This is a genomic window from Cryobacterium sp. N19 (genome assembly GCF_002929595.1).
GTDB classification, from domain to species: Bacteria; Actinomycetota; Actinomycetes; order Actinomycetales; family Microbacteriaceae; genus Cryobacterium; species Cryobacterium flavum.
The window spans coordinates 231,188-244,502 of sequence record NZ_PJJR01000049.1; the positions used below are offsets into that span (position 1 = coordinate 231,188).

At 63.5% G+C, this 13,315-nt stretch carries 16 protein-coding genes; 10 read left to right on the forward strand and 6 right to left on the reverse strand.

Annotation, left to right across the window (positions count from 1 at the left end; translation table 11 throughout):
* The first annotated feature begins 1 nt into the window (after window position 1).
* The 3 genes from CXY78_RS09010 to CXY78_RS09020 are packed head-to-tail and all read left to right on the forward strand — an operon-like array spanning window position 2 to window position 2,810.
* Window positions 2-1,579, forward strand: a complete 1,578-nt coding sequence (locus tag CXY78_RS09010) for an amidohydrolase family protein (RefSeq protein WP_104089048.1) — start codon at window positions 2-4, stop codon at window positions 1,577-1,579.
* A gap of 60 nt (window positions 1,580-1,639) precedes the next feature.
* Complete coding sequence (locus tag CXY78_RS09015) at window positions 1,640-2,371, forward strand: IclR family transcriptional regulator (protein ID WP_092340275.1); 732 nt, start codon at window positions 1,640-1,642, stop codon at window positions 2,369-2,371.
* A gap of 52 nt (window positions 2,372-2,423) precedes the next feature.
* The gene (locus tag CXY78_RS09020) at window positions 2,424-2,810 is read left to right on the forward strand and encodes a RidA family protein (RefSeq protein ID WP_104089050.1); all 387 of its coding nucleotides are present in this window, start codon (window positions 2,424-2,426) and stop codon (window positions 2,808-2,810) included.
* A gap of 25 nt (window positions 2,811-2,835) precedes the next feature.
* Here the strand turns inward: CXY78_RS09020 and CXY78_RS09025 are convergent, their stop codons facing one another.
* The 3 genes from CXY78_RS09025 to CXY78_RS09035 all read right to left on the reverse strand — a co-directional run bounded on the left by CXY78_RS09025 (window position 2,836) and on the right by CXY78_RS09035 (window position 4,874).
* Window positions 2,836-3,183 (reverse strand): DUF202 domain-containing protein, encoded by a 348-nt coding sequence (locus CXY78_RS09025; RefSeq protein ID WP_104089052.1) that lies wholly within the window; start codon window positions 3,181-3,183, stop codon window positions 2,836-2,838.
* Window positions 3,184-3,188: 5 nt separating this feature from the next.
* The gene (locus tag CXY78_RS09030; protein ID WP_104089053.1) at window positions 3,189-3,548 is read right to left on the reverse strand and encodes a YidH family protein; all 360 of its coding nucleotides are present in this window, start codon (window positions 3,546-3,548) and stop codon (window positions 3,189-3,191) included.
* 288 nt (window positions 3,549-3,836) lie between these two features.
* On the reverse strand, window positions 3,837-4,874 hold the full coding sequence (locus tag CXY78_RS09035) for a LacI family DNA-binding transcriptional regulator (protein WP_104089203.1): 1,038 nt from the start codon (window positions 4,872-4,874) through the stop codon (window positions 3,837-3,839).
* A gap of 202 nt (window positions 4,875-5,076) precedes the next feature.
* Between CXY78_RS09035 and CXY78_RS09040 the strand changes: the two genes are divergently transcribed.
* The 7 genes from CXY78_RS09040 (at window position 5,077) to CXY78_RS09070 (ending at window position 10,959) form a co-directional block, all read left to right on the forward strand.
* On the forward strand, window positions 5,077-6,150 hold the full coding sequence (locus CXY78_RS09040; protein WP_233206137.1) for an asparaginase: 1,074 nt from the start codon (window positions 5,077-5,079) through the stop codon (window positions 6,148-6,150).
* Window positions 6,147-7,037, forward strand: a complete 891-nt coding sequence (locus CXY78_RS09045) for a polysaccharide deacetylase (protein ID WP_104089055.1) — start codon at window positions 6,147-6,149, stop codon at window positions 7,035-7,037. Before CXY78_RS09040 ends, CXY78_RS09045 begins: the two co-directional genes overlap by 4 nt.
* Window positions 7,034-8,440, forward strand: a complete 1,407-nt coding sequence (locus CXY78_RS09050) for an MFS transporter (RefSeq protein WP_104089056.1) — start codon at window positions 7,034-7,036, stop codon at window positions 8,438-8,440. The genes CXY78_RS09045 and CXY78_RS09050 overlap by 4 nt, the downstream gene beginning before the upstream one ends.
* Window positions 8,433-9,197: an SDR family NAD(P)-dependent oxidoreductase gene (locus CXY78_RS09055; protein ID WP_104089058.1), complete on the forward strand. Its 765-nt coding sequence runs from the start codon at window positions 8,433-8,435 to the stop codon at window positions 9,195-9,197. Before CXY78_RS09050 ends, CXY78_RS09055 begins: the two co-directional genes overlap by 8 nt.
* 2 nt (window positions 9,198-9,199) lie before the next feature.
* The gene (locus CXY78_RS09060; RefSeq protein ID WP_104089059.1) at window positions 9,200-9,904 is read left to right on the forward strand and encodes an SDR family NAD(P)-dependent oxidoreductase; all 705 of its coding nucleotides are present in this window, start codon (window positions 9,200-9,202) and stop codon (window positions 9,902-9,904) included.
* Window positions 9,905-9,974: 70 nt separating this feature from the next.
* Window positions 9,975-10,343: a hypothetical protein gene (locus CXY78_RS21020; protein ID WP_140425558.1), complete on the forward strand. Its 369-nt coding sequence runs from the start codon at window positions 9,975-9,977 to the stop codon at window positions 10,341-10,343.
* Between the two features lie 19 nt (window positions 10,344-10,362).
* Window positions 10,363-10,959 carry an ArsR family transcriptional regulator gene (locus CXY78_RS09070; protein WP_140425557.1) on the forward strand — a complete coding sequence of 199 codons (597 nt, stop codon included), beginning with the start codon at window positions 10,363-10,365 and terminating at the stop codon, window positions 10,957-10,959.
* A 213-nt stretch (window positions 10,960-11,172) separates the two neighbouring features.
* Here CXY78_RS09070 and CXY78_RS09075 read toward each other — a convergent pair whose 3' ends face one another.
* The 3 genes from CXY78_RS09075 to CXY78_RS09085 all read right to left on the reverse strand — a co-directional run bounded on the left by CXY78_RS09075 (window position 11,173) and on the right by CXY78_RS09085 (window position 13,109).
* Window positions 11,173-11,784, reverse strand: coding sequence for a DUF916 domain-containing protein (locus CXY78_RS09075; protein WP_104089064.1), 612 nt, complete (start codon window positions 11,782-11,784; stop codon window positions 11,173-11,175).
* Entirely contained in the window at window positions 11,781-12,101 is a 321-nt protein-coding gene (locus CXY78_RS09080; RefSeq protein ID WP_104130450.1) for a hypothetical protein, read from the reverse strand. Before CXY78_RS09080 ends, CXY78_RS09075 begins: the two co-directional genes overlap by 4 nt.
* 528 nt (window positions 12,102-12,629) lie before the next feature.
* Window positions 12,630-13,109: a hypothetical protein gene (locus CXY78_RS09085; protein ID WP_104089067.1), complete on the reverse strand. Its 480-nt coding sequence runs from the start codon at window positions 13,107-13,109 to the stop codon at window positions 12,630-12,632.
* Between the last annotated feature and the right edge of the window lie 206 nt (window positions 13,110-13,315).

Genomic DNA, 13,315 nt, shown 5'->3' on the forward strand with positions numbered 1-13,315 from the left:
CATGACCCGACTGGTGCTGCGTAACGGCACGATCGTCGACGGCAGCGCGACGGAGCCGTACCGCGGCGACCTCGCGATGCGCGGCGACCGCATCGAAGCCGTCGGCGAGGTCCCGGCCGAGCCCGGAGACATAGATGTGGACTGCACCGGCCGGCTCGTGCTGCCCGGTTTCGTCGACGCTCACTCGCACGGCGACGGCAAGGTCTTCGATCCAGCGGTGCAGCTCGCGCTGCTGCGCCAGGGCGTGACGACCATCATCGGCGGCCAGGACGGCATCTCCTACGCGCCCGGAGACGGCGCCTACGCGTCGGAGTACTTCGCCGCGATTAACGGCGAGCACCCGACCTATCGGGGCCCGCGCGTTGCCCACCTGCTCGCCACCTACGATCACACCACCCGGCTGAACGTGGCCTACCTCGTGCCGGCAGGAACCGTGCGGCACGAGGTGATGGCGCGCAGTACCGAGCCCGCCACCCCGGAGCAGCTGGGCCGCATGCGCGACCTCGTCACCGAGGGGCTGCGTGACGGCGCTATCGGCCTGTCGAGCGGGCTCGACTACGTGCCGGGGATCTACTCGGACACCGCCGAACTGGCTGCCCTGTGCGAGCCGGTCGCGGCCGTCGGCGCGGTGTATGTCACCCATATGCGCGGCGGCTATGAGGCCAATTCGGCCGCCGGAGTCGACGAGATCGCCGCGATTAGCCGGCACTCGGGGGTGCGCACCCACATCTCGCACTTTCACGCCGAAGCCGACACGCTCCTTCCCCTGCTGGATCGGTTGCGGGGCGCCGGCATCGACACCACTTTTGACGCGTACCCCTATACCCGCGGATGCACGCTGCTGGCCATGCCGCTGTTGCCGCCGGAATTGGCGATTCGCCCGGTGCACGAGATTCTGCTCGAGCTGGCCCGGCCCGAAGCGCGCGAGGCGCTCCGCCGGGAGTGGTTCCCGCAGATCGACCAGAAGCCGAGTCTCGGGCCGGACTGGCCCACCATGATTACCCTCGGCCACATCCGGGCGCCCGAATACGCCTGGGCGCACGGCCTCACGATCGCTGAGGGAGCCGCGCGGGCAGGCGTCGACACGATCGACTTCGCGCTCGACCTGCTCCTGGCCTCGCGGCTTGAAGTGAACGCCATCATGGCTGTGCGCTACGCCCGTCCGGTCGAGGAGCTGGGTCGCATCCTCTCGCACGAGCGGCACGTCGGCGGGTCGGACGGCATCTTTGTGGGTGCGCACCCGCATCCGCGGGCCCACGGAACCTTCGCCCGCTACCTGCGCGAATTCGTGTGGGAACACGGCTTCTACACCTGGACCGCGGCCGTGGCGCACCTCGCCACCCGGCCGGTCGACACCTTCGAACTCGGTGAGCGCGGGCGGTTGGCACCCGGGCAGATCGCCGACATCATTGTCGTCGACGGGGCCGCGGTGGCCGATCATGCCACCTACGAAGCGCCGTTCGCGCTGGCCACCGGCATCGACGATGTCTTCGTCGCCGGCCGGCCGGTGCTGCGCGACGGCCAGCTCACCTCCGAATTGGCCGGGCGGGGATTACGACGGGTCCCGATAGGGCGATAACGTCGCAGTGTTGCAGTATTTGCATCAACCGGTTCGGTCCTCAGACGAGAAAGTAGTCACATGTCGAAAAGCGTTCGTCGCGCCGCGCTCATCATCGACTCCATCGCGGAGGGGCCGAAGACGGTCGTGGAACTGTCGCAAATGTTCGAGCTGCACCGCTCCACCATGTTCCGCGAGCTGCAATCACTCGAAGAGGTGGGCTACGTGCACCGACGCAAGTCGGGCCAGTACACCCTGGGCCTGCACCTCATCTCGCTCTCCAAACTGGCCTTCGACAACCTCGACCTGAGAGAGGCAGCGCACGACCATATCCGTCGCCTGCACAAGGTGGTCGGCAATACCGTGCACCTGGCCGCGCTCATGGAGAGCAGCATCGTCTACGTCGACAAGGTCGAAGACCCCAACGGTGTGCGCATGTACTCGCGCATCGGCAAAGCCGTGCTGCCCTACTGCAGCGGCGTCGGCAAGGCCATCCTGGCCGATCTCGACGAGGGCGGCCGCAACGCGGTGCTGGCCGGGTCGACCTGGGAGAAATTCACCGAGCACACCATCACCTCTCGAGACGCGCTCGACCGCGAGCTCGAGATCGTCAAGAAGCAGCGGTGGGCGGCCGACGACCGGGAGTTCGAGGACTTCGTCAACTGCGTTGCCGTCCCCATCCACTCGTCGATGGGTGTCGTCGGTGCCTTGTCGGTGACCGCTATCCGCATGGTGCAAAACCTGCCCCAACTCAAAACTCACCTGCCCTTGATGCAACAGACTGCCGAGCTCATTTCTCGCGAGCTCGGATGATCACGGGTGTCGCGCCGCTGTCGTGGCGCGCGCCCACCACGAAAGGAACACCATGACGAAAATCGCCATCAGAACCGCCAACGCTCCCCAGCCGGCTGGCCCCTACAGCCAGGGCATCGTAGCCAACGGGTTCTTCTACAGTGCCGGTTTTGGCCCGCAGAACCCCGAGACCGGCGAGAAGGCAGCCACGGTCGGTGAGCAGACCCGCCAGGTGCTGCGCAACATCTCCGCTGTGCTCGCCGAGCGCGGACTCACCCTCGACGACTCCGTCAAGGTCACCGCGCACCTGCAGCGCCTCAACGAGGACTTCGCCGAGTTCAACGAGGCCTACAAGGAATTCTTCACCGCGCCGTTCCCGGTGCGCACCACGGTCGGCTCCCAGTTGGCCAACATTCTGGTCGAGATCGACGTGGTGGCGGTCCTCCCCGCATCCGAGTAGGCGCGACGCACGAGTTCGTCGATATCTAGCCCCAGCCCGCCAGCACCGCCGACTGGGAGACGACGAAGACGAGCGCAGCGAGCCCGATGAGTAGGGCGGTGAGCGTCACCGCGGCCACGGCCTTGCCCCCGCTGATGGCCGCGGTCGGGTTGTCCACCAGGGCCCGTGTGGCCCGGTGGTAGCGAATCGAGGTGAGCGCATAGGCAGCGCCGACGAGCGCGAGAGCGGGCACGCCAATAAGCAGTGCCAGCAGCGGGTCGGTGACGGCACCGAATCGAATCGAGACGGCGACTCCCAGCGCGAGCACGAGGCAGGTGCGTCGCCACGCTAGAAGCGTGCGCTCCGGCTGCAGCCCCGACTCGAAAATTCGCATCCCGCTCACACCAGCAGGCTCCCGACGATGATGCCGACGATGGCGATGGCCGCGCCACTGGTGATGATGGCTCCGACGGCAAGGCCGGGCAGCGGCTGCATCAGCCGCATGGACCGCTCGGTTGCGGCCCACGACCACCAGGCGTGCACGATCGACACCAGACCGAGGGCGATGAAGATGAGCGCGGAGGCGAGGCGAATCTTGGCCTGAATCGGAGCATCCAGCGCTTCCAGCGCAACGCCGGCGAGCAGCAGCGCGAGGGACGTTCGAATCCAGGCCAGAAAGGTGCGCTCGTTGGCGAGGCTGAAGCGCGGATCGGGCTCGTCGCCCACCTCAAAGACCTTGCGCGGAAACCGTGATCTCATATCCCCCGAGCATACCGGTGGGCAATAGCGGCCGTGCGGCGACCTGGGCGCGGCACGCGGGTGCCGCTACGCGACCCTCCGATGTCGGGTCGCGACGATCGCGCCCCCGGCCACTCGCGAGCTCGAAATTGCTGCAGACACCATTGAACCCCCAGGTAAAGCCGATCGTTGCCCTCACGAGGCGTCGCTGCCAGCCGATCTCAGTTTACCGACCAGAACGACCAGCCCCAGCGGATGCCGACCAGCCGCCAGCACCGGTGCAGCGCCCAGGAATGCGAGCGGCCGTCCCTACGTCGCAGTCCGCGCAAAATCGCTGCTGGCGCGCACACACAGGGTGGGGGCGAGTCGAACCGACTCTACCCGGTCGGCATTGAGTACGCCGAGGAGCAGTTTCATTGCCTCCCGGCCAATGTCGAGCATCGGTGACCGCACCGACGACAGCGCGATGGGCAGTTGCGCTGCCAGCGACGTGTCATTGAATCCCACAATCGCCAGATCCCGGCCCACGAGCAGCCCGAGAGAGTTCGCCGCGCCCATGGCACCGATGGCGGCGAAGTCATTGACCGCAAAGATCGCACTTGGTCGACGATTTGTGTTGCGCAGAATGGTGTCGGCCGCGGCCCGACCGCCCATCGTGTCAAAGGGAGCCCAGACAATCGCGCTCTCGGGAATCGCCCCGCCCAGAGCGCGAAAACGTGAGACGAAACCGCTGGTTCGATCGACCGCGGTACTGGCATATTTCTCACCGGCGATGACGGAGACAACTCGGTGACCTCGGTCCCACAGGTGCTGGGCCACCAGTGCGCCGCCGAGGGTGTCGTCGCAGGTCGCCGAGGTGAATCCGGCAATCGCACGGTTCATGAGCACGAAGGGCACCTGGCGTGCGGTGAGCTCGTCGAGAATGTTTCCATCGAGGTGCGCGTCGCCGATGATCAGGCCGTCCACCCGCCGCGACAGCATCACCTCCACCTTGCGCCGCTGCATTGCCGTATCGTCGCGGGAGTTCATGACGAAGGTGGAGTAGTTGGCGTCGTCTGCCGCTTCCTCGATTCCCTCATACATAACGGCCAGAACGAGGTCGGAGAGCCGCGGAACGATCACGCCGAGCAGATGAGTGCGCCGGGTGCGCAGGCTCGCGGCCTGGGGATCGGGCGAGTACCCGACTTTCTTAGCCAAATCCCGCACGCGCTGGGCCGTAGCTGGAGCGGCAGCCCCCCGCGCCGTGTCGGATTCCCCGTGCAGAATTCGAGACACGGTCGACGGATGCAGACCGAGTTCAGCGGCCAGGTCTTTGAGGGTGACCGACCCCGGTCTGATGTCTGTCATATCGCTGTCTCCAGTTTCCATTCCCGAGCTGAAGCTTGACGCGCCTGCTGATCCCATTCTATAGTTTGAGCACCTCGCTACCCAAACGATTGGGTAGCAGACGTTACTTACCCGCAACGAAGCGTGCAGTCGGCTGAAACATTGGGTAAATATTCCTTTCACCAATAACCCAATCGATTGGGTAACGACTTTCGGAGAAAACATGACAGATCGTGCCGGCACCCACGTGGTGCTGCTGGCGACCGGGGGAACGATCTCGTCGCGAGCCTTCCCGGCCGAAGGTGGTGCGGCCGTCGCCGCCGACGCTGGATCGCAGATTCTCGACGCCCTCGACGCCCCGCTTGCCTACCCGGTTCGGGTCATTGATGTCGCCTGTGAGGGGTCGTACCTGCTGACCCTCCACGACATGATCGCGATCTGCGCGCAGATCAAGATCGCCCTCGCCGATCCAACCGTGCGCGGCGTCGTCGTCACGCACGGCACCGACACCATGGAAGAGACTGCCTATCTGGCCGACCTCACCCATGACGATCTGAGCCCGGTGGTATTCACCGGGGCCCAGAAATCCGCCGACGCAGCCGATCCCGACGGTCCCGCCAATCTGGCCGCTGCAATAGCGGTGGCCGGGTCGCCCGACGCGGCTGGCCTCGGAGCGCTCATCGTCTTTGCCGGCGAAATCTTTGCGGCGCGTGGCGTGCGTAAGGCGCACACCTTCGCCCTGGATGCCTTCACCAACCCCGATTTCGGCTCGGCGGGTGTCGTGACCGCCGTCGGTGACGTCGTCATTACCGGCTCGAAGGAGCGGATGCCGCCACTTCCGCTCCCAGCCCTCCCGCGCGACCAGGCCCTGCGAGTCGACGTGATCTCTGCCTACCCGGGGGCTGACGGCGTCTTGCTGCGGGCATCCGTTGCTGCGGGGGCTGGCGGAATTGTGCTGCAGGCGACGGGCAGCGGCAATGCCAACCCCGCCCTGTGCTCCGCCGTCGCCGAAGCCGCAGCTCACGGAACCGTGGTTGTGACGAGCACACGGGTGAGCGCCGGCCCTGTTATCCCGGTTTATGGTGCCGGCGGGGGGCGCGACCTGGTCGCGGCTGGGGCTATCCCGTCTGGCCTCCTGCGGCCGTCGCAGTCGATGATTCTGCTGAGCCTGCTCCTGCTGCTCGGCCGCGACCACGACGACATTGCCCAAGCCTTCGCCGTACACGGCGCCGCTCCAGCACCAGACAAAACCTACGATTCTCTGTTCGTTCACTCCACACGAAAGGCACATTCATGAAGAAGGATATTCAAATCGCATTTGGAGTGGACGTCGACGCCGTCGCCGGAATGCTCGGCTCCTATGGCGGTGAAGACTCCCCGTGCGATATTTCCCGCGGCATGTTCAGCGGCGAGGTCGGGGGGCCGAGGCTTATTCGCCTGTTCGACAAGTACGACCTGCCCGCCACCTGGTTTGTTCCGGGGCATTCAATCGAGACGTTTCCCGAGCTGACCCGAATGATCGTCTCTGCGGGCCACGAGATTGGTGTGCACGGGTACTCCCACGAGAACCCGATTGCCATGACCCGTGAGCAGGAAACGGCCATCCTTGACCGCTCCATTGAACTCATCGAGAACGTATCGGGCCGTCGGCCCACGGGGTATGTCGCCCCGTGGTGGGAGTTCTCCTCGGTGACCAATGAAATTCTGCTCGAACGCGGAATTAAATATGACCACTCGCTCATGCACAAGGACTTCGAGCCGTACTACGTGCGCGTTGGTGACAGTTGGAAGAAGATCGACTACGCCAAGGACGCCCAGACCTGGATGGAGCCGCTCGTGCGCGGCATCGAGACCGACCTCGTCGAGATCCCCGCCAACTGGTACCTCGATGACTTGCCGCCGATGATGTTCATCAAGGCCGCCCCGAACTCGCACGGTTTCGTGAACCCGCGCGATATCGAGCAGATGTGGAAAGACCAGTTCGACTGGGTCTACCGCGAAATGGATCAGGCCGTCTTCACCATGACCATCCACCCCGACGTCTCCGGACGACCGCAAGTGCTCCTCATGCTCGAGCGCCTGATCGAGTATTTCAACTCCTACGAAGGCGTCAGCTGGAACACCTTCGACCAGATTGCAGATTCGTTCCTCGCCCGTTCCCCCCGAAAGGTCCCCTCCGCATGAAACTGAAATCCTCCACCCTCGATCTCACGGCGCCAAGCGTCAATGAGAAACGTCGTTTTCCCGCCTTCACCGTGAAGCAGACCCGCACCGCCACGATTCTGGCGCTGTTGGCCTGGACCGTTGCCGTCTTCGACTACGGACTGTTCGGCACTCTCCTTCCCGCCATGCAGGAATCCTTCGGGTGGACGGCGCCGGAAGCCTACGCGATCAACACCTGGATCGCCGTGGGCACCGCGATCGTGTGCTTCGGCGTCGGCCCGGTCATCGACCGCCTCGGACGCCGCAAGGGCATGATGGTCACCGTCGGTGGTACGGCCATCGTCTCCGGTCTCACCGCCATCATCCCCACCGGAATGGCCTTCCTCAGCAGTGGCTTGCTCGTGATCGTGCGATCCTTTGGCGGTCTCGGGTTCTCCGAGCAGGCCGTCAACGCGACCTACATGAACGAGGTCTACCAGGTCACCGAAGACGAGAAGAAGCGCAAGCGCCCTGGCCTGAGCTACTCCTTCATTCAGGGCGGCTGGCCGCTCGGCTTTCTGCTCGCCAGTGCGCTCGCCCTGGCCTTTCTTCCGACCTTCGGCTGGCGCGCCCTATATCTGATGGCCACCATCCCCGCCGCGCTCATCGTGTGGGCCATCGCCCGCAAGCTCAAAGAAACTCCGCAGTTCGAACTGCACAGTGAACTCACCCGCCTCGAGAAGGCCGGGCGCACCGAAGAGGCCCACCTGCTCGCCGGGTCGTATGGCGTCGAGCACTCCTCGACCGCGCCGCTCAAGCTCATCTGGCAGCCGCACCTGCGCCGCAACACCATCGTGTTCTCGCTCGCCTGGATCTTCAACTTCATGGGCATCATGATCTTCAGCATTTTGGGAAGCTCCGTGCTCAAGAATGCCAAGGGTGTCGAACTCTCCGACGCCTTCTGGATGCTCATCGTCATCAACGCCCTGGCCTACTTCGGCTACGTGTTTCACGGGTGGCTCGGCGACAAGATCGGCCGCAAGCGCACCATCATCAGCGGCTGGATTCTCGCATCGGTCGCCTTCACCATCATGTTGAGCCCCCTCGCTAACAGCCCCGTGACCATCGTCGCCAGCTTCGGCGCCGGCCTCTTCTTTCTCGTTGGCCCCTACGCGGCTATTCAGTACTTCATGGCGGAGTGCTACCCGGTGAGCTGCCGCGCCACCGGCACGGCGTTCATCGGCGCGATGAGCCAGCCCGGAATCGTCCTCGGCGGCGCGCTCTTCACCGCCGTCGCTGCCGGAGCCAACACGGGAACCGCCGCTCTCTGGGTTGGCGCCCTCGGCACCCTCATCTCGGGCGTGCTCATGATCGCCGCCAAGCCCATGGCAGAAGCTCCGCTCGCCATCGAGTCGGAAAACGAGCTGAAAGCCCAGCGTGCCTGAGCCCCGCGTTGCCATCATCACCGGAGCTGCGAGCGGAATCGGTCGGGCGCTAGCAGTGCACTACGCCGGTCAGGGAGTGCGCAGCATCATTGGGACCTTCTCGGGAGACCCGCACGATCCGCAAGAAACGCTGCGGCTGGTGCAAGCCGCCGGCGGTGAAGCAGTCGTGCACGAGGTCGACGTGCGCAGTACGGCATCCGTTGATGCCTTCGCGCAGCGGGCCGTCGACGAGTATGGGCGGCTCGATTATGCGGTTGCGAATGCGGGCATCCTGCGCAATTCGTCGCTCACGGAGATGACGGATGCCCGCTGGACCGACATGCTCGACGTCGACCTCACCGGCGTGCTGCGCACCCTGCGAGCTGCGGCCGATCGCATGACCGAGGGCGGTGCGATGGTGGCGACCTCGTCCATCGCCGGTGGCGTCTACGGGTGGCAAGGCCACGCGCACTATGCAGCGGCGAAAGCCGGCGTACTCGGCCTGATCCGTAGTGTCGCCGTAGAACTGGGACCACAGGGAATTCGCGTCAATGCGGTGATTCCCGGGCTCATTGAGACCCCGCAGTCACTCGACCCGGTGAATTCGCTCGGCCCCGACGGTCTCGCCCAGGCCGGCAAGGACATTCCGTGGGGCCGTGTCGGCACGCCGGCCGAGGTGGCGAGCGTCATCGCGTTTCTCACCTCAGCAGATGCCGGTTATGTCACCGGACAGTCCCTGATCGTCGACGGTGGACTCACCGTGAAAATGAGGGCCTGAAAATGAATCACACCGGGCGTGGAGTCGTCGTGACCGGCGGCAGCAGCGGAATCGGCCGGGCCATCGCCCAGGCATTCATCGCCAACGGCGACCGCGTGGTCGTCCTCGACCGCGCGGGCACCCACGAATTAGCAATCGGCGTCGACGTCTCGCAGGAAGACAGCGTGCGGGCGGCCTTCGCGCTGGCACGGGAACGCCTGGGCACCATCGACATCCTGGTCAACAGCGCCGGCCTGCTCACCGAGTCACCGATACAAGACATGACCCTCGCGATGTGGAACGAGACCCTCGCGGTCGACCTCACCGGGGTGTTCCTGTGCTGCCGGGAGGTAGTGGGGGAGATGCGCCAACAGAAATGGGGCCGCATCATCAACATCGCCTCCCAGCTCGCCATTAAGGGTGGTAACGGCCTAAGCCACTACGCGGCTGCCAAGGCCGGGGTCGTTGCCTTCACGAAATCGCTGGCGCTCGAGGTCGCGGGCGACAATGTGCTTGTCAACAGCATTGCTCCCGGCCCAATCGAAACCCCGCTCGTGCAGGGCATCTCCGAGCAATGGAAGCTTGCCAAGCGGGCCGAACTGCCCCTCGGGCGGTTCGGCATCGCGGCCGAAGTCGCCCCAACAGCGCTGCTGCTGGCCAGCGAACCGGGAGGAAACCTGTACGTGGGGCAGACCCTGGGGCCAAATTCCGGCGATGTGATGCAATAACGTGGGCCACTCGGTCAGTTAGGAACCCAGAGTGTGCGGAGCATGCGGTACGACGGTCCATCCCGACGCGGTGATGGGCGATGAACACACCTTGAGAAAGCGGATGTTGGTGGCGCAGACGGTGACCGCCGTCTGTGCCGGGCTGCCCGGCACACCCCGCATTGCGGCGCTCGCCGCCGGGTGGTCGGTGACCAGCGCCACCGGTTCGATGGCATTGTGCCCCACGGTGGCAGATGTCTGGCTTGCGCTGCTCTCCCGAAGCGGGCCGCACATTCACCAGGCAATCGAGGCTCGGGCGCAAGTCGAGGACCCTGACGGTCTCGCTGCGCAGGTCCTTGCCCTTGGCCAGCACCTGGCGCGGCAGCGGCCGCTCGCCGGCGCGCAATACGGAACGGCTTCGTTGGTACGAGTGATTCGAGATTACGCGGCGCCCAGTTGACTTTCAATAAAGATTGCATATGCTTTCTTTTATGAAACCGTCTGTCCCTCTGCTGAGCCCAATCCTGCGGTCTGACACCCAAGGACGTCTATTGGCTCAGCTCTTCGCGCGCCCGCAGCGCGAGGTCACCGTGAGTGAGCTTGCGCGGTTGGCTGAGGCCACGTTGCCCACTGCCCTCAGAGATGTCGATCGTCTCGTACGGGGTGGTTATCTGACCGAACGCCGCGTGGGACGCAACCGCATGATCCGTGTCAACGAGGAGCATCCGCTCTACGCAGCCCTGAAGCAGATAGTCACCTACGGATATGGGCCGACTGCCCTCATTCCCGATCTGCTGCGCGGTCTGCCCGGTATCGATGCTGCCTACATTTACGGTTCGTGGGCCGCTCGCCTGGACGGCGAGCCGGGCAACGATCCGAACGACATCGACCTGCTTGTTGTCGGCGACGTGGAAACAAGCCAGTTTTACCCGATAGCACTCGAGGCGACGAAAATGCTGGGTCGTGAGGTGAGCATCAACGTGATCTCACCGAACCGATGGCAGCGTGCTGACGACGGATTTATCAGAAAGGTGCAGGCTCGGCCACTTGTACAACTCGATCTGCGGGCATCGTGATTACGCGCTGGCACCAGGGCCGAGCCGGAGTCGACGATCTCATCGCTCGAGGTCACATCGAGAGAGTGCGAGCCGACCGCGCCTTGGCCGACCTCATGCTGCAGGAAGCCGTTCGGCATCTCGCGTCGTCCCGGCTGACCGCGGATACCGACCCAACCGGTAGTTTCGCGATGGCTTATGACTCCTGCCGCAAGGCTCTGGCATCGACACGAACTATGTGCCGCGGTGTCTCACGCGGCCACTGGGCAGTATCGCATCCTCTGCCGCCAGGGCGTCCGATTCCGTTTGGGCAACTTCAGCGATCGCGTGTCGCGCGCGACGAATAAAACGGGCCAGGCGCACAGTGCCGTAACAGCCAGCGGCGATCAGGAGAACGACTACACCAATCATCGCCCACGGGGTATAGCCGACCTGGGTCCGAACGTGATCCGTGCCGGCTTCTGAGACGATAGTTGCGACTGCGCTTCCGACCTGGATGGGAGGTATTCCTTCGAGTGTGGCGTTCAGCTCCACCCTCGACCCCGGCAGTACACTTTCGGGTTGGTCAAAGTTGACTTCACGGTCCGCTCCAAGCCATCCGCTGGCGTCAAGGGTGGCGGTGGGGTGCAGGATGGTATTTCCCGTGTTGTGCAGGGGAAGCGTGAACGTGATTGCCCCGCCGGTTTGTTCCCAGCTCAGGTCGCCAGGCTCCAGGGACTTGACAGCGGTGCCCGCAACAGTGAGGTAAATGCGCACCCCTTGGCGATGAACGACGTCCACCCGGAAGGCGGTTTCGCCGTCCACGACCGAGGTGTCGCCCTGCACGGTGGCACTTTGGATGATCAATCCTCAGCGTAGTTTACTGAGTCCACGGCGCCAGCCGCGCTGGTGAAGGCGGTGGCGGCGGCAGTGCGGCTCAATGCCGCCCCGGTTCCACGGGGGTCGCTGATGCTCCAGTCTGTAGCAGTGCTCCCCGTTGAGGTCGTGGTGGTTCCGTCCAGCAACACACTGCTCATGGTGGGGCTCGGAGTGCTCGCGACCAGGGCGCCGCCGGCAATAGTCGCGTTCACGGGTTCGGTTGCTGCCATCGCAGGCGAAAGACCTACCGCAAGGAGGAGAGCCGCGGTGGCAACGGCGCCGCTGACCTTGGTAATTTTGCGCATTTTGGAACTACTTATTGGTTGATGATGAGGTGAAGCGGAAAAAATGATCCTGTGCCCCCGGCGCATAGCACAGCGCATGATTGAGGCCGGCGCTTTACTGCGCATCTCAATGACGGACACACCGGGGCAGGCGAACGGGACGAAAATCGTCGTCGAAGCTAAGGGAGGTGAGGGCGATAAAGCGCAGCACCATATGCAGTCAAAGAATTCCGACGGGGACTCGTCATCTGCTCTCGGTGTACCGCTCGCATTGTCGTCAGACGTCGCGAATGGTGTATATCGCGCAGAGATAGTACCTAATTAGATCGTTTATTTTCCATTACAGGGATAGCAATATCAAGCAGGTTGAATCTCTTCGATTCTCCCCCCGTTCGGGATAAAGAAACGTATTAATGAGTGTTGCTCGATGTCAGGGCAGGTTGGGGTGAATGAGACGCACTGAAAGGTCTCGTAATTGCTAGGCGGACGTGTCTTCGGCGAGGGTGTTGCGCGGCTGTACACCTAAATCATGCGCCATCGTGGTACCTGTCAACGACCGCCCGGTTCGCCAGTGATTTCCCATCCTTTTACGAAGGAGCTGTGTGTAATGTGGCGTGCAGTTTTTCTGGCGTCTATGAGCTTCCCGAGGTATTGACGCAGCAACCCCACACTGACCGGTGAGCTATGAACACCGTTACACACCCACGCCATGTGTGTGAACACGGCGCCACCCAGCGTGTCATCGTCCACGTCTGATAATGCTTCGTTGTAGGTGGACGCGATGACCAGCACGTTTTCTGCGCGTTCAATGTCGTTAATGCTGAACATCAAGTTGCCAGCATCACGAAAGTACGGTACACCAGACGCGTCAGTGAAAATATGCGCAGACCGTAATTCTTCACCGCCAGTGAGTGTCGACAGCATGCCCGCTTGGCATTCATCGGCAGGGAAAAACTGGCGGATATCTTTCCATATACCAGCGTTAATATCTCGGAAGAAAGCCTCAGGGTCGGGAATATACGTCGTCATGAGAGTTTCGCACACGGTAGCCCGTTAGCAATAGCGCGGGTGGTGGTCCAGACTGTGCTCTTGTGAAATCCCGGTTCGATCTGAGCGGGGTGGATAGTCGTTGAGGTGATGTTGGCTTCCGTGGCTGTGTGCCGTAGCGCCGATCTGCGCTTGGCGAACATTTTCACCTCAGCTATGTCATTTTGAGGTTGTGTACGCACGAGACG